Below are 15997 nucleotides of genomic sequence, written 5' to 3'. Positions count from 1 at the left end.
CGATTATCCGTGACCGATGAGCCAGAGTGCGGCGGTAACGCACAGCACAAACAGGGAGAGATCAAACAGGGTGGGATGCCAGACATCGCCGGAGTAGATCCAGCCACGCACCAGAGGGTGGATCAGCAGCCAGAAAAAGAAGCCGAGGATCACCGCTTTGAATATCGGCGGGAAAAACAGTGAGGCGCCCACCACCAGATCGGTCAGCGGATTCGCACCTGAAAAAGCAGGAGTGAGCACGTGATAACATCCTTCGTTAACCCAAACAGCAGAGTGAAAGCGCTGCCACGTTATGGTGGCCTGGTCCGGGATTTGTAATTTGTCCTGTAAACTCGCAGAATAGTGTAAAATCTGGCTTGATAGCTAGCAAGCTAATTATAAGGAGATGAAATGGATACGCCCCTCGGAACGGATTTATCTCGCCTGGTGCGCATCTGGCGCGCGTTGATTGATCAGCGGCTGAAGCCGCTTGAGCTGACTCAGACTCACTGGGTGACGTTGCACAATATTCATCAACTGCCGCCCGAACAGTCGCAGATTCAGTTAGCCAAGGCGATTGGTATTGAACAGCCTTCGCTGGTGCGCACGCTGGATCAGCTGGAAGAGAAAGGATTAATCACCCGTTCGACCTGCGCCAACGATCGTCGTGCCAAGCGCATTAAGCTGACGCAGCAGGCCGAGCCGATTATCGAACAGGTTGAGAGTGTGATTGATGAGACGCGGGATGACATTTTGTCCGGCATCAGTCGGGAAGAGATCAGTCAGATGGTGACGCTGATCGCCCGGCTTGAGAAAAACATTCTCGAACTTCAGCATAAAGAGAAATAAAAAAACCGACGCCCAGGCGTCGGTTTTTTGTTTAGCTTCATTAGCGAGGTGAAACCGTCACCTGGCTGCCGTTGGATGCCATCACAACACGCTGGCCAACAGAGTAACGCGTGGCGGCCTGTTTCTGAACCACCATGATGGTGTTGCCATCATCCTTACGGATTTCCAGCTCAACGCCATCGGTTTTATTGACTGCGCCCTGTACGCCCTGGCCTGCTACGCCACCCAGAACCGCACCACCGGCTGTCGCCAGGCTACGTCCGCTGCCGCCGCCAATGGTGTTGCCCAGGAAGCCACCCAGCACCGCACCACCGATAGCACCGATGACATTGCTCTCATCGCCGCCCTGGATTTTCACCGGACGTACTGAGACTAAGGTACCGTACGAAACGCTCTGCACCTGCTTAGCTTCACTGGCACTGTAGGTATCACCCGACAGCGTACTGGTATTGCTACAACCTGCCAGCATAACACCGGCCAGAGCGACCACAATTACACGCTTAATCATTTGAAACTCCTTTAGTCGAGAAGGTGCCACGTTTACCGCTGTATCCTGCTCACAGTATAAGACACAAACCTGGCAAATTAATCCCTGTCCGAATAAAACACGGCTGGACGAAGCATAGACTATGCAGGATCAACAATAATTCAATCGTGGATTAAAAATAGTCCCATTACGTTATCAGTCAGCACTATTGGATAAAAAGAATTTAATCATAGAATTAGCGATCATTATTTGTCAGGCTAACCGCAGATGAATCGCACTTCCCGCCGGAAGTAAGGAATGGCTATGAAATCAGGACGCTATATTGGGGTAATGTCAGGCACCAGCCTGGATGGAGTGGATGTGGTGCTGGCTGCCATTGATGAAAATATGGTGGCGCAGCAGGCGAGCTACTGCCATCCGATGCCACCAGAACTGCGTCAGGCGATTCTGGCGATATGTCAGGGACAGTCCCTGACGCTGTCGCAGCTCGGCCAGCTCGATACCCGCCTCGGCCAGCTGTTTGCTGAAGCGGTAGTGACATTAATGAAGCGCGAATCGCTTGACGCCAGCGATATCACGGCGATTGGCTGTCATGGTCAGACCGTCTGGCATGAGCCGCAGAGTGACGCACCCAATACGCTGCAGATTGGCGATCATAACCAGATCGTGGCGGCCACCGGCGTTACCGTGGTAGGGGATTTCCGCCGCCGTGATATGGCGCTGGGCGGGCAGGGCGCGCCGCTGGTGCCTGCCTTTCATCAGGCGCTGCTGATGGATGCCACTGAACGCCGCATGGTGCTGAATATTGGCGGCATCGCCAATCTCTCGCTGCTGATTCCGGGTCAGCCGGTGCGCGGCTTCGATACCGGCCCCGGCAATATGCTGCTGGACGCCTGGATCTGGCGTAATCAGGCTCAGCCGTATGACAAAGATGCGCAGTGGGCGCGCAGCGGGTCAGTGATTCCGGCACTGCTGGAGGCGCTGCTTCGTGAGCCCTGGTTTGCGTTGCCGCCGCCGAAAAGCACCGGGCGCGAACATTTCAACCTCAGCTGGCTGGAGCAGCATCTGCGCTATTTCCCGGGTCTGGCTGCGCAGGATGTGCAGGCAACGCTGGTCGAGCTGACCGCCATCACCATCACGCAGCAGGTGTTACTCAATGATGGCTGCGATCGTCTGCTGGTGTGTGGCGGCGGCAGCCGCAATCCGCTGCTGATGGCACGTCTGGCAGCGCATCTTCCGGGAACGGAAGTAACAACTACCGATGCGGCGGGTGTCAGTGGTGACGATATGGAGGCGCTGGCGTTTGCCTGGCTGGCTTTCCGCACGCTCTCCGGCCTGCCGGGCAATCTGCCTGCGGTGACGGGCGCACGGGAAAAAAGCGTGATTGGCGCAATCTTTCCGGCGAATTCACTCTACCGACGCTAAGCGGGGAGTCGGGGGCAATCTGCCCCCGCAGAATTACAGGCGGCCGTCAGGCGGCGCCGGAGAGATGCGTCAGGTTGCGAACGCCAGTAATCACCGAGGCAACCATGGTTTCACGTCGGGTAATCACCTCAACCTGATAAAACCGGCTGCGGTAGGCGATGGAATAGATAACGGGATGGTACTTATTACCTTCTCCGTAGCGGGAGTAGTGCGCTTCCAGCGCACGGGTCGCTGCGAGAATATGGGAGGGTTCTTTATCACCGCGGATGATTTGCTTCATTCAGTTCCTCAAATGCTGTCCCTGGAGTCACGTCGCACGCATGGCGCGTAGCGCTGGCCTAAACACTGAACATCTGACTGCTAAACATTTAATCACTGACTGGGTAATGACTGACTCTGCCGCGGGAAGATGACAGAAAGATGATCCCCCGGGGCTGTTAATTATTTAGCAGCCGCCGGGTGATCCAGCAAGGCAGGAAATCGCAAATTCATCCAAATCGCAGGGGCGGTCAGATCAGCTCCGGCCAGGCCACGGCCGCAACGCCATTAAGTTCAGGTGTTGAGAACAGAAAGCCCTGAAACTGGGTCACGCCTGCCGCTTCAAGCCACATCCACTCTTCCGGCTGTTCAATACCCTCGGCGATAACACCGATCTCCAGCGAGGAGCAGCATTTCAGAATGGCATGAATGATCGCCTGCTTCGGCCCACTTTTATGCACATCAGCGATGATGGTACGGTCGATTTTAATCTTGTCGGGCTGAATGCGCGTCAGCAGCGACAGGCCGGCAAAACCGGCACCGAAATCATCCAGCGCCAGGCTGATGCCAGCCGCCTTCAGCTGCCTGATGGCCGCTTCAAAGGCCTCAGGCTGCGAGATAATTTCATTCTCGGTGAATTCAACCATGATCTGCTCTGGCACCAGTCCCTGCGCAGCAATCTCATTCAGCAAAAACGGGACGGCGTCGGGCACTTCCACCAGCGTCATCGGCAGCAGATTGATCGACAGAGTCATGCCCTCAATCCCCAGCTGCTTCGCCTGCGCGAAGGCGATCTTTTTCGACCTCAGATCGAGCTGATAGAGCTGCTCACGTGACAGTCGGGCAAAATAGTCGAGCGGCGGTTCACCCTGCGGACCGCGCAGCAGCGCTTCCAGCGAGACGATTTCGCAGGCGAAGGGGTCGACGATCGGCTGAAAAGCAAAGCTGACCTCATCCGCAGCCACCAGCGATGCGTTGCCTTCACGCTGTTCTGACTCGTCACGGATAAACGTCCAGCCGCTGGCAGCAGGGATCTCAAAATAGTTCTCTTTTTCCCGCGCTTCGACAAAGGTGCGCAGGAACTGCAGTGCGCGATCGGCATAGGTCATCTGATACTTTGTGGTGCACTTTGCCAGCACCGCCTCCAGTACCGTCTCTTTATCATGCAGTCGCAGATCGAACAGCTCCATACCGACGTGGCCAAAACGGCGTGCCGGGGCGTAATCGCGCAGCAGTTCAACCAGATTATGATGGCGAGGATCCTGGCAAATCCGGCTGTAGACTGCATTGACCGCCGCCTCGGGGCCTTCCAGCAGCTGGAAAAAATGCGTGCCATTGAATAATAAAATTCCGGTGATGCTGGAGGATTTATTGATTTTATTCGCTTTCAGCGCCAAACCATTCAGGATCTCAAGCGGCACATGTTCGGTAATGTGGCTGCGATAGATGATTGTCGACAACATAAAGATTTCCGGAATTTTTTATTTTTTGTTATGGCACCTTACCAGAAGCTTCTTCCGGGGAAAACGAGGGCCAGTACGTCTTTCTCACTCTGACTCTGTTTTAGTCAACCGGCAGCGTGGTATCGCCCGTTCCCAGAGAGCGCTGCATAAAAACGGTATCCAGCCAGCGACCCTGTTTGAAACCCACCGAGCGCAGGATACCTGTCATTTCAAAGCCTGCGGCGCGATGTACGGCAATCGAGCCCTGGTTCTCGCTGTCGCCGACGTTGGCGATCAGCTGGCGGAACCCTGCCTGCTCAGCCCAGCGGATTGCATGGTTTAACAGGCGCGAACCGGCTCCGCGCTTCTGAAATCCGGGATCGATATAAATTGAGTCTTCCAGCGTATGCCGGTAGGCATGGCGCGGACGATAAAGTGTCAGATAGCAGAACCCACGTACTTCTCCGTCGCTGACGGCGATAAACCACGGCAGGCCCGCCTGCTGAATCTTCCGCATCCGCTCGCCAATCTCTGCCGCATCGGGCGGCACTGTCTCAAATGAGCCGGTGCCGTTAAGGACATGCCAGGCGTAGATCTGCTGAATCGCCGTGATGTGGCGTTCATCTGCCTCAAAAATTTCCATTATGCGGTTTTGCCCCGAAAGTCTGCACCTGGTGAAAAAACAACGGTATAGCGGGCGATGTGAGGGCGCAATATAAATATTACGCGCTCATAAAAATTTATGAGTGCGTCGTTCTCCAGGATTATTCCTGGCAGGAAGCAGATAAAAAATCACGTCGGTTTAGTGCCACTACTGAATGGTAATTAAGCCTATTCTGAAAACAGCGTCAGCCGGATGATCCGGGCCGGCGTTAAGGCTATTATCGTCGCGGTTCTGATGAGATTGATTTATTAACTGGAGGCGCGGCGTGATGCGATTTGTTGATTTTCTGAATAGTAAGCAGGGGCTGCGTGCAGCAAGAAATCACTGCTTTGAATTAAATGGTGTGGTACTGGGTCATTTTACTGCGTTATTCCTGCATGATAACCAGATTATTTTTACCAAAGATGGTAAGCAGTGTGCTGTGCCTTATTATCTGGGTCCCGAAGAAGATTTGCTTCAGCAGAAAATAAATCCACGCATTAAAAATATCCGCGCGATCTGAACGGCATCCGCGATGAGCTTATCGCTTCAGCCAGAACACCCGCGTAATAGTTTTTCATTAACCGGGCGATAATATTGGCGCTGTCTGATAAATAGCATCAACGCTGTTTCTACCTTCCCTGTTTTCTGCCAACCCATTCGTTTACGCCTGCTTATTTACCCGACTCGCTGCTGTTCTGCGCGGGCACAATAAACAGCAACAGCAGGGCGCTGACCGCAAACAGCGTCAATGCCGTACTGGCACCCAAAGAGGCGTAGAGCTGACCAAACAACAGCGATCCCGCTACCTGGCCCACCGCCAGCATAAAAAACAGGATGCCGACGCCGGTCGCCGGATCTTCAGCAGTGGCACGTGCGCCCCACACCAGCAGCACGCCCGATAGCGTGACGTAACCTGCGCCACAGCAGGCAACCGCGATCGCTAAGCCGGTGGATTCGCCCCGACTCCAGGCCAGCACCAGCAGTGGCACTGCCATCCCGCACAGTGAGAGCCGGTATACACCCTTCAGCCCGATACGGGCAGCGACCGGCCCGGTTGCCGCACCCACGATGCCTGCGCCTCCGGCAATCAGCCAGAGTAAGCGGGCGGTCTCCTCATCAACACCGACATGCTGTCGCAGCAGCGCTGACCCAAAGCTCCACCAGGCTGCACTGACCAGACCCGAAATCAAGGCTATACTCATCAGCCGATGCATGCAGCGGCGATACAGTCGCTGGTGCCAGTGACGCACTCTGGTGGGGCGACTGGCGGCGTGACCCGATAACACGCGCATCACCGGCAGCACACAGGCCAGCGACAGCAAAGCGAACAGCAGACAGGCGGCACGCCAGCCGCCGGGCAGAACGCTCAGGATGACCACCGTCAGGATAATGCCCGCGCTGGTGCCGGCATTGATCAGGGTATTGATGCGCGACTGACCTGCAGCAGGAATTCGATCACTGACCGCCGCCGCCAGGGCAGGTGAAGCCAGACCGGCACTCAATCCGGCAATAAAGAGTCCGGCCGCCAGCAGCAGCGTTGATGAGGCACAGGCGAGCAGCAGCAGACCCGCCGTCGCACTGAGTGAGGCCAGCAGCGCCGTCAGCCGGGTGCCATAGCGATCCGCCAGCGCGGCTGCGGTAAGAATGGTGAGGCAATATGCCACAAAGCTGCAGGCTGACAGCATACCCGCCTGCAGCGGGTTGAACGGGATCTCCGCTGAGATAGCGGGCAGCATCAATCCCCATGAGAAGCGCGCCATGCCATAGGTCACGGCGATCAGGCTGAAGCCGGTCAGCGCCAGCGCGATGGACGCTCTCATCCTTTAGCCCTGTTCTGAAGTAACTGACTGACGACCTGCGCCGCCTGTTGAGCAGCGGCGGGACCGGTGATCAGCGCCGTGGTAATGGCACCCTCAAAGAGTATCCAGATGGCATCACTCAGCGACTTATCTTCAGCACCGCGCAGATGCGTCACACAATGGGTGATATAAGCCCGCATCGTGGCCCGGAAGGCCAGCGCCTGAGCGGCCAGTTCGCTGTCCCGCTCGGCATACTCTCCCCAGGCTTTAAGAAAGAAGCAGCCCCGGGCACCGTTCGCTGCCGTCCACTCGCCCAGCACCCTGAACAGATGCGCTATCGCATCAGGCTGTTGCGGTGGCAGCAGATCGGCCATAAAGCGCTGCTCGCGGGCGTCGAGTACCGCTGCGGTCAGCGCTTCGCGTGAGGCGAAGTGATGATAAAGCGTACGGGTAGAGACGCCCGCTTCGCGACAGAGTTGGTCGGTGCTGGTGGCGTGGAAACCGTGGGTGTAGAAGAGCCGCTCGGCGGCCTGGATGATATCGTTTCTCTTTTGCATGCTTTAAAAGTAAACCGATCGTTTTACTTTTTCAAGCCGGTCGCTGTTAATTACGCCCGCCGGTATTGATAAATCCCTGATGCCAGGGGAGCTGGCGTTCCGCTTAAAGGCACGCTGTGCACCGCTTTCACTCTTATTCAGCTTCAGTTTATCAATACTCATAATTACCCCTGTGGGGGTTATCTTTTTCAGCTTCTGCACTAATCATATCTGAGTAGCGTGTCACCCCTGTCGCGCGGGTTTATTTTATAAATCATTGTTTTTTAAATTTTATTTTGTTTTTTGCTTTTTTAATAATGCATTAGCAGTATAAATGAAAGCGGGGCGACAGAGAGGGTGAAGGCGTTACAGCGCGTGGAATGCCTGAAGCGACATAAGCAATGAAAAAGGGCATATTCTCAAAGTCAGCCAGACTTACGCAATAAAGTGGTTTTAGGGATAATTCTCAGTTAGTTTAATAAAGCTTCAGATTACAAAAAAAACCTCTTACGAATTTTGGTTCGTTTTTTAAGATACATACAGCAACTATCAGGATGACTACCATGCTCAAAGCCAGCTACTATTATCTGTGCCCGCGTCCCATGGGTGGATGGATTTTACACAAAGAAGGTTGCGTTAATTTGTCAAAGAACGATAAACGCGTTTTTATTGGTTCGCTTTATACCCGCCAGCAGGCGCTGGCCGTGGCGAAAGTTCACCACGCTAATGCCATACTCTGTAATGCCTGTCTGAGCACCTTTATTTGCCCGACCAGCAGCAGCACGGCAATTAAACCTGCACGCGCGGCAACGCCAACCCGCCATACGCCAAAACATTAATTTTTATGCAGGGGGTTATTGTTCTGCTGTGGCAGAAGGATAATAAAGCGAATTAATGCTGCGGGCCGGTTAGAATAAAAAAAGGCAGCGTAAAGACGCTGCCCTGTTCTTTATTTATGCCTGTTTAGGCTGGCCATTTGAGGCGGTAATTCCGCCATCGACCGGCAGATTAACGCCGGTAATATAACTGGCTTCATCGCTGGCAATAAAGAGAATGGCACGGGCGATATCATCCGCTTCACCGGCCCGGCGCAGTGGAATACGGTCGTAAAAGCGCTCCAGCAGCTCCTGATCCTGTTTGGCATCTTCGGTCAGATCGGTAAAGGTAAAGCCGGGACAGATTGCATTGACCCGTACGCCATCTGCGCCGTAGTCCATCGCCAGCGCACGGGTGAAGTTGGTAATCGCCCCTTTAGCCGCGTTGTAGATGCTCATGCCCCAGTCGCCGCCTAAGCCGGAAACGGAAGAGATGTTAACCACGTTGCCTTTGCTCTTTAACAGGGCAGGCATGAAATAGTGTACGCCGTGGAAGACCCCATCAAGGTCAGTTTTCATCAGGGTTTTCCATGCGTCGAGATCGACTTCATGAATGCGGCCCTGCACGATGACGCCGGCATTATTTACCAGCACGTCAACACGGCCATACTTCTTCAGCACGGTTTCTGACAGCTGTTTAACCTGTGCGGCTTCTGAGACGTCGCAGGCAGCCACCAGATGATCGCCTGGCGTCATGTCGGCCAGCGTCTCTTCCAGTTTCTGCGCGGTACGGCCCACCAGCACCACTGATGCACCCTCTTCAGCGAAGCGTTTTGCGCTGGCTTCGCCAATGCCGGATCCGGCACCTGTCACAACCACAACTTTCTGCGTAAATCTGGACATTATGCCTCCTTTTCAGCATCAATTCTCACTGTTAACAACCGGTTAAGCCTGGCAGCGATCGCCAGAAATACAAGCGCAGCGCGAAATGCGCTGCGCCAGATGACGGCTATTTAACCGGGTCAGCGGCTATGGACGTCTGAACAGGGCGAAGCTGCGTCCTTCCAGTTCGAAATCCTTCTCTTTGGTGATCACCAGACCGCGCTTTGCGGTGTCGCTGGTGGTCAGTTCCAGCACCCAGCCGCCTTCACCAAACTGCGGGATCTGGAACGGTACATTGCCTTCAAACGGATTGAACAGCATCAGGACGTCGTGCCAGATGCCTTCCTCAGTCTGCAGATCAGGTCGGCCGATATAGACGCCCAGCGTTGAGCCTTCATCCCACTGCTCAGCCTGCTGGAAGCCGCCACCGGCGTTAAACCATTTGATATCCATGCCATCACGCCAGTTTTCACGGCGCAGTAACGGCTGCTGAGCACGTAACTTCAGGATCTGGCGGGTGAACTCGCGCAGCGCCTCGGCAGATTCCGGCAGGTTATCCCAGTGTACCCAGGAGATTTCGCTGTCCTGGCAGTAGCCATTGTTGTTGCCCATCTGGCTGCGGCCAAATTCGTCGCCCGCCAGCAGCATTGGCGTACCGTGTGAGAAGATCAGCGTGGCAAGGAAATTGCGCTTCTGACGCTCGCGCACCGCGTTGATGCCTTCATCATCGGTCGGGCCTTCAACCCCGTAGTTGTAAGAGCGGTTGTCGTTGTGGCCGTCGTTGTTGTCTTCGCCATTCTCCGCGTTATGTTTGTCGTTGTACGACACCAGATCGTTGAGGGTGAAGCCATCGTGCGCGGTGATAAAGTTGACGCTGGCCCATGGACGACGACCGTGCTGATCGTAGAGATCGCCGGAACCCAGCAGGCGGGCAGCAAAGTCTGTGGAGACGTTGTTGCCTTTCCAGTAGTCACGCACCGTATCACGATACTGATCGTTCCATTCTGCCCAGCCTGGCGGGAAGCTCCCCACCTGATAGCCGCCCGGACCGATATCCCAGGGTTCACCAATCAGCTTTTTCTGCGACAGGACCGGGTCCTGCATGATGGCATCGAAGAAGCCGCCGCGCGGGTCAAAACCATCAGGCTCGCGACCGAGAATCGTACCCAGGTCGAAACGGAAGCCGTCGATATGCATTGATTCTGACCAGTAACGCAGCGAATCGAGCACCATCTGCAGCACACGCGGATGCGAGGTGTTGACGGTATTACCGGTACCGGTGTCGTTGATGTAATAGCGATGCTGGTCTGGCAATGTACGATAATAGGAGAAGTTATCGATGCCTTTAAACGACAGCGTTGGCCCCAGCTCATTCCCCTCGGCGGTGTGGTTATAGACCACGTCGAGGATCACCTCAATACCGGCATCATGGAAGGCTCGCACCATGTCACGGAAGCCCTGAATGCCGCGCGGCCCAAAGTAGCGGGTGGCGGGTGCAAAGAAGTTCAGCGTGTTATATCCCCAGAAGTTTTTCAGCCCTTTATCCAGCAGGTGCTGGTCATCCGGGAACCAGTGTACCGGCAGCAGTTCGACCGAGGTAATGCCCAGGCTTTTGATGTAGTCGACGGTCGATTTGTGGCTCATGCCGTCAAAGGTGCCGCGCATTTCAGGTGGCAGGGCGGTGTTGAGCTGCGTGAAGCCCTTAACGTGAGTTTCATAGATGACGGTTTTCGGCCACGGCACATTCGGGCGGTTTTTATGCTGCCAGTCGAATTCGTTGGGATCGATAACCCGGCACTTTGGCGTAAACGGCGCGCTGTCGCGGCTGTCGAAGGTCAGATCTTTATCGTCATGATAGAGATCGTAAGCGAAGTGCGCCTCGTTCCAGGCGATGTCACCCGCCAGTTCACGGGCGTAGGGATCGAGCAGCAGCTTGTTCGGGTTAAAGCGATGACCATTTTCCGGGTCATAGGGGCCATAAACGCGATAGCCATAGAGCGCACCGGGCTGCAGGCCGGGAATATAGCCGTGCCATACTTCATGGGTATATTCCGGCAGCTCCAGACGGGCAATTTCCGTTTTACCGCTGGGATCGTACAGACAGAGTTCAACCCGCTCGGCGTGGGCGCTGAACAGGGCGAAGTTCACACCCTGACCATCAAAGTTGGCCCCCAGTAAATGGCTGTATCCCGCCGTAATTTCAAAACGCTGACTGTTTGACATTTATGCCTCGTTATTCAATGAACAGATTGACGCGTAATAAAAAAAGTTCTTTCCGGAATTCACTGCGCCACCAGCACGGCACACCACTGCGATGCCAGCCCGGTAAGCGGCAACTGGTCGCCCGCAGCCACCGTTTTACCGGTCAGCACATCCTGGTAGCGACGCTGGCCCAGTGCGGTGGGCAGCGCAATGACCGTGTCAGCCCAGCGTGCAGCGGGCGGCTGGTCGAGATTCTCCGGCAGCTGGTTAAAGACCCGGCGTGACACAACCACTATCACCGCCTGATCCTGTCCGGTGCGGGCAAAGGCCAGCACATTATTCTGCTGCTCGCCCTCTGCCGACAGTGCCAGATAGTCACCGTGGCGGAACAGGGCAGGCTGCTGCTGACGCAGCCTCAGCAACTTCACAATCGCCTGCTGATTGACCTGGCCACGCAGCCAGTGCGCCTCACTGCTGTCGTGCTGTGGCGCGTTAAGCATCGCCGCCAGCGCGTCGAAATCGGGTTCGCGGCGGTTATCGGGATCAACCAGGCTGAAGTCCAGTGCCTCGCTACCCTGATAAATATCGGGTACGCCAGGCGCCGTAAGCTTCACCACAGTCTGTGTCAGACTGTTAACCAGACCGGCACGCATAAAGGGTTGCAGCGACTGGCAGAAGTCATTGAGGAAGGTGCTGTTGGCGGGCGCAAGCAGGTGACGGGCATAGTCCAGCACCGCCTCTTCATAGGCGTCGTTGTTGTCAGCCCAGTCGGTACGCAGCTTGGCTTCACGCAGCGCTTTTTCCACATAGACCACAAAGCGGGCTTCCAGCGCCGCCAGACCTTCCGCATCCTGCGGCTGCAGGGTGGTTGGCCAGACGCCCGCCAGCGCTTCATACAGCATCCACTCCACGGCCGGTTCGGGTGCCGGACCATCTTTCAGGCGCACGACCTGATCGTGGTTCATCTCCCGCCAGCGGTTGACGCAATCCGCCCAGCGTTGCGGCGCTTCGGTAAGGGTATAGAGTCGCGCACGCGCATCTTCACCGCGCTTGGTGTCGTGTGTGGAGGTGCCCGACAGCGCATCGGGCTGATGTTCGCGCCGCGCCTGCATTTCAGCGTGAAACTGATCCAGCGAGAAGTGGCGCGCCAGCGGTTCAGCGCCGACTTCATTCAGCGCGAGCGCCATGTGCTGACGGAAGAAGAGGGTATCTTCCACCGATTTCGCCATCAGCGGTCCGGTCAGCTGCTGGAAGCGGGTGCGGAATTGCGTGGCATCGTCGCGAGCGGAGTCGGCAACCTCTGCGCGCAGAATATGGGTCAGGAAATCAAGCGCCTGACTGTCGGGCGCATGGGCGCTGGCTTTCACCTCGCTGACCACCTGTTGCAACAGCGCGGTGTCGGCTGGGGTCAGGCCCTGCGGCGTACCGTAGGTGCGATAGACCGGGAACGCCACCAGCAGTTCACGCAGCGCATTCTTCAGTTCCGCTTCCGGCTGTGGCGTGCCTTCTGCGTCGGCAATCTTCAGTGCCAGCTGCAGTAACCGGTTAAATTCACCGGCAAAATTGCGGTTTGCCATCAGCAGTTTGGCGGCGCGCAGCTCCGCTTTCATATCAACGGTTTTACCGATGACGGCCTGATACGCTTTGCGCAGTCCGCTCAGCTGATCGCTGTCGACCAGCAGATTGGCGAGCGCGGCCATAAATTCATATCCGGTGGTGCCGGAAACCGGCCATGCATCAGGCAGCTGTTCATTGTCACCCAGGATTTTCTCCACGGTGAGATAGCAGTCGGGACCGGCAGCCTGGCGTAACTGTTCCAGATAGCCGTGCGGATCGGCCAGGCCATCCACGTGGTCGACGCGTAAGCCCTGTACCGCACCGCTGTGAACCAGTTCAAGGATCAGCTGATGCGCGGCATCGAAGACCGTTTTGTCTTCCACGCGCACGCCCACCAGACCGGTCACTTCAAAGAAGCGACGGTAGGAGAGATCGTTGGGCGCATCGCGCCATGACATCAGCCGCCACGGCTGCTGGTCATGCAGTTCAGCAATCTCTGCCGCGTCGCGCAGGGCGAGCACCGCTTCTTCCCGATCCTGCCAGGTATCAGGTGCCAGCGGATAGAAATTGTCGAAGTAGGCCAGCGCCGGTTTGCCGGTCTGCGGATCGCGCTTCACGCTGATCTCGCCGTTGGCCAGCACCGCCTCAAAGGTGTCACCGAGGAACGGCAGCGTCAGGCGGCGTGACCAGTCGATATCGAAGTAATGCGCATAGCGGCTCTGTTCGCCATGCTCAATGACGTCGCGCCACCACGGGTTCTCCAGCGAGGCGGCCATATGGTTGGGCACGATGTCGAGGATCAGCCCCAGCCCGGCCGCTTTCAGCGCGGCAGCCATACGATCAAATCCTTCACGGCCGCCAATCGACGGCTCGATCTGGTTAACGTCGGTCACGTCATAGCCGTGGGTCGATTCAGCGGTAGCGCTGAAGATCGGCGACGCGTAAAGATGGCTGATACCCAGCTGTTTCAGGTAGGGCACCAGCGCCGCCGCACGGTCAAACGTCATGCCGTTGCGGAACTGGATGCGGTACGTTGCGGTTGGAATATTCATTCTGCTTCTCTCTTAGCCAGACGCACCACGATAGCGTTGGGACTCAGTTCGCTGGCGGCCTGCGGCCAGGCAAACAGCGTTTCGCCGGGCAGCTCGGGGATCGGCTGTGTGCTGTTGCCAACGTTCAGCGCCAGTGACAGCGTGCCCTGCGGGAAGTCCCAGCGCACCGCGAGGAAACCTTCCGCCGTTTTCACCACCTGACCGGCATCGCCACCGGCGGTCTGCAGCAGCGGCACGATATGTTGCTGACGCAGGGCCAGCAGCTGACGCGTCAGCGCCAGCCACTGCTGACCTTCCGGCGTTTCTGTTCGCTGCCAGTTAAGCTTCGACTGTTCAAAGGTGGTGACATCGTTGGGATCCGGCACAGTTTCGCCGTGACCGGCATGGCCTTCAAACTCTCTGGCGCGACCTTCACGCACCGCTTTGGCCAGATCGCCGTGGAAATCGGTGAAGAACAGGAACGGCCGGGTTTCGCCATACTCTTCACCCATAAACAGCAGCGGAATATGAGGCGAGACCAGTAACATCGCCAGCAGCACCTGGGTGCGCTCTGCACCGGCCAGGCTGATGAGCCGTTCGCCCTGCGCACGGTTGCCCGTCTGGTCATGGTTCTGAATAAAGTCGACAAAGGCGACCGGCGGCTGGCTGCTGCTTTTCACGCCGCGTGGCTCGCCCGACTGCGGCGAGACTTCGCCCTGATAGACAAAGCCTTCTGCCAGCGCCCGCGCTACCCGCTGTTCCGGCTGGTCGGCGAAATCCTGGTAATAGGCGTGGCTTTCACCGGTTGCCAGCACATGCACGGCGTTGTGAAAGTCATCGTTCCATTCGCCGGTAAACAGCGGAGCGTCCCCGTTTTCGTCACGCGGATGCAGGAAGGTGACGTTACGGCAATCTTCGGTGGTCAGATGAATAGGGCGGTCGGTAATCGAGGCGCGGATGCGCTCAGCAATGTCAATCAGCACATGCTTGTCGCTGGGATCGTCAATCTGATCGATGGCGTCAAAGCGCAGGCCATCCAGATTAAACTCCTGCAGCCAGTAGAGCGGCGCTTCCACGATATAGCGGCGCACCGCATCAACGTCATAGGCGATACCGGCACCCCACGGCGTCTGGCGCTCTTTGTGGAAGAAGTCTGGTGAGAGCAGTGGCAGATAGTTGCCCTCCGGGCCGAAGTGGTTCAGCACGATATCCAGCACTACCGACAGCCCGTGTCCGTGTGCTGCGTCAATAAAGGCTTTAAAATCATCGGGAGTGCCGTAGGCAGCATGCGGTGCATAGAGCAGCACGCCATCGTAGCCCCAGCCGCGATGACCGCCGAACTGCGACACTGGCAGCACTTCAATCATGGTAATGCCGGTTTCAGCCAGCGTTGGCAGCTTCTCAATCGCCGCCCGGAAGGTGCCCTCAGGCGTAAAGGTGCCGATGTGGAGTTCATACACCACCGACTCCTGCCATGGACGACCCTTCCAGCTCGTGTTCTGCCACTGATAAGCGTCAGGATCGATCACCAGCGACGGGCCATTGACCTCTGCTTTCTGAGCGCGGGCGGCGGGATCGGGCACCGCTGTACCATCGGCCAGCACAAAATCATATTCGGCATTGGCTGCCACACCGGCGACCTGAGTTTCAAACCAGCCGTCAGCCTGCGGCGTCATCTCAATGTCTTTACCGGAGAGCCGCAGCGTCACGCGTTGCTGACCGGTTGCCCAGAGGCGGAAACGCACCTCGTCGCTGGCAACCCGTTCAGCGCCCCAACTTTTAAAAAAAGATTTGGATTCCATTCAGTTGCCTCATTTAGCCTGGAAATGCGCGATGGTGGCCACCGCACGAAAAGGATGTCGATGACGCAAGCGTCAAAAAATCTTAAAGCTATCAGCGAGACCAGGAGGCCAGGTGGGCTGGCGCGTCTCTTCAGTCAGAAAGCCGGACTGGTATTCAGCGTGGTGTGGCGGAAAACGGGCCGTGAGACCGCTTCCACGCGGCATACAGAGAGTAATCATAGACTAAGATGTTGCAATCGCAGGGCGGCAGGGGGTGGAGAGGCATTAATTTGCGTGAATTGCTGTGA

Annotated in this window: 16 protein-coding genes; 4 read left to right on the top strand and 12 right to left on the bottom strand. The window is 56.6% G+C overall.

Going from position 1 to position 15997, the window contains the following annotated elements:
• Positions 1–3: 3 nt before the first annotated feature.
• Entirely contained in the window at positions 4–240 is a 237-nt protein-coding gene (locus ACR8BN_RS10555; RefSeq protein ID WP_010245554.1) for a DUF1656 domain-containing protein, read from the bottom strand.
• Between the two features lie 150 nt (positions 241–390).
• Between ACR8BN_RS10555 and slyA the strand changes: the two genes are divergently transcribed.
• Positions 391–828 (top strand): transcriptional regulator SlyA, encoded by a 438-nt coding sequence (slyA, locus tag ACR8BN_RS10550; RefSeq protein ID WP_010245551.1) that lies wholly within the window; start codon positions 391–393, stop codon positions 826–828.
• A 40-nt stretch (positions 829–868) separates the two neighbouring features.
• Here slyA and slyB read toward each other — a convergent pair whose 3' ends face one another.
• Positions 869–1336 carry an outer membrane lipoprotein SlyB gene (slyB, locus tag ACR8BN_RS10545; RefSeq protein ID WP_010245548.1) on the bottom strand — a complete coding sequence of 156 codons (468 nt, stop codon included), beginning with the start codon at positions 1334–1336 and terminating at the stop codon, positions 869–871.
• Between the two features lie 282 nt (positions 1337–1618).
• Between slyB and anmK the strand changes: the two genes are divergently transcribed.
• Positions 1619–2740, top strand: coding sequence for an anhydro-N-acetylmuramic acid kinase (anmK, locus tag ACR8BN_RS10540; RefSeq protein WP_033767108.1), 1122 nt, complete (start codon positions 1619–1621; stop codon positions 2738–2740).
• A gap of 46 nt (positions 2741–2786) precedes the next feature.
• On the opposite strand, the gene ACR8BN_RS10535 is transcribed toward anmK, so the two are convergent.
• The 3 genes from ACR8BN_RS10535 to ACR8BN_RS10525 form a co-directional block, all read right to left on the bottom strand.
• Positions 2787–3020, bottom strand: a complete 234-nt coding sequence (locus ACR8BN_RS10535; RefSeq protein ID WP_010245542.1) for a DUF4060 family protein — start codon at positions 3018–3020, stop codon at positions 2787–2789.
• 229 nt (positions 3021–3249) lie between these two features.
• Positions 3250–4461, bottom strand: a complete 1212-nt coding sequence (locus ACR8BN_RS10530; RefSeq protein ID WP_031591516.1) for a diguanylate phosphodiesterase — start codon at positions 4459–4461, stop codon at positions 3250–3252.
• A 100-nt stretch (positions 4462–4561) separates the two neighbouring features.
• Positions 4562–5083 (bottom strand): GNAT family N-acetyltransferase, encoded by a 522-nt coding sequence (locus tag ACR8BN_RS10525; protein WP_109653615.1) that lies wholly within the window; start codon positions 5081–5083, stop codon positions 4562–4564.
• A 289-nt stretch (positions 5084–5372) separates the two neighbouring features.
• Here ACR8BN_RS10525 and ACR8BN_RS10520 point away from each other — a divergent pair, with 289 nt between their 5' ends.
• Positions 5373–5606 carry a hypothetical protein gene (locus ACR8BN_RS10520; protein ID WP_010670048.1) on the top strand — a complete coding sequence of 78 codons (234 nt, stop codon included), beginning with the start codon at positions 5373–5375 and terminating at the stop codon, positions 5604–5606.
• A 151-nt stretch (positions 5607–5757) separates the two neighbouring features.
• On the opposite strand, the gene ACR8BN_RS10515 is transcribed toward ACR8BN_RS10520, so the two are convergent.
• Genes ACR8BN_RS10515 through ACR8BN_RS10505 form a run of 3 tightly spaced genes read right to left on the bottom strand, consistent with a single transcriptional unit; the run spans position 5758 to position 7604 of the window.
• Positions 5758–6906: an MFS transporter gene (locus tag ACR8BN_RS10515; RefSeq protein WP_434746902.1), complete on the bottom strand. Its 1149-nt coding sequence runs from the start codon at positions 6904–6906 to the stop codon at positions 5758–5760.
• Complete coding sequence (locus ACR8BN_RS10510) at positions 6903–7442, bottom strand: TetR/AcrR family transcriptional regulator (RefSeq protein WP_434746901.1); 540 nt, start codon at positions 7440–7442, stop codon at positions 6903–6905. The genes ACR8BN_RS10515 and ACR8BN_RS10510 overlap by 4 nt, the downstream gene beginning before the upstream one ends.
• A 3-nt stretch (positions 7443–7445) precedes the next feature.
• Positions 7446–7604, bottom strand: coding sequence for a hypothetical protein (locus ACR8BN_RS10505; RefSeq protein WP_161793188.1), 159 nt, complete (start codon positions 7602–7604; stop codon positions 7446–7448).
• A 380-nt stretch (positions 7605–7984) separates the two neighbouring features.
• Here ACR8BN_RS10505 and ACR8BN_RS10500 point away from each other — a divergent pair, with 380 nt between their 5' ends.
• Entirely contained in the window at positions 7985–8260 is a 276-nt protein-coding gene (locus ACR8BN_RS10500) for a hypothetical protein (protein WP_010670051.1), read from the top strand.
• A 114-nt stretch (positions 8261–8374) separates the two neighbouring features.
• Here ACR8BN_RS10500 and ACR8BN_RS10495 read toward each other — a convergent pair whose 3' ends face one another.
• The 4 genes from ACR8BN_RS10495 to treZ form a co-directional block, all read right to left on the bottom strand.
• Complete coding sequence (locus tag ACR8BN_RS10495; RefSeq protein WP_163792768.1) at positions 8375–9139, bottom strand: SDR family NAD(P)-dependent oxidoreductase; 765 nt, start codon at positions 9137–9139, stop codon at positions 8375–8377.
• Positions 9140–9265: 126 nt separating this feature from the next.
• The gene (glgX, locus tag ACR8BN_RS10490) at positions 9266–11341 is read right to left on the bottom strand and encodes a glycogen debranching protein GlgX (protein ID WP_434746900.1); all 2076 of its coding nucleotides are present in this window, start codon (positions 11339–11341) and stop codon (positions 9266–9268) included.
• Between the two features lie 59 nt (positions 11342–11400).
• On the bottom strand, positions 11401–13929 hold the full coding sequence (gene treY, locus ACR8BN_RS10485; RefSeq protein WP_434746899.1) for a malto-oligosyltrehalose synthase: 2529 nt from the start codon (positions 13927–13929) through the stop codon (positions 11401–11403).
• Entirely contained in the window at positions 13926–15710 is a 1785-nt protein-coding gene (gene treZ, locus ACR8BN_RS10480; RefSeq protein ID WP_434746898.1) for a malto-oligosyltrehalose trehalohydrolase, read from the bottom strand. The genes treY and treZ overlap by 4 nt, the downstream gene beginning before the upstream one ends.
• Between the last annotated feature and the right edge of the window lie 287 nt (positions 15711–15997).

The organism is Pantoea sp. Lu_F5_004, assembly GCF_051136245.1.
Classification (GTDB): Bacteria; Pseudomonadota; Gammaproteobacteria; order Enterobacterales; family Enterobacteriaceae; genus Pantoea; species Pantoea agglomerans.
Note: the sequence above shows the minus strand (reverse complement) of the source record. Positions and strands in the feature narration are given on the sequence as shown.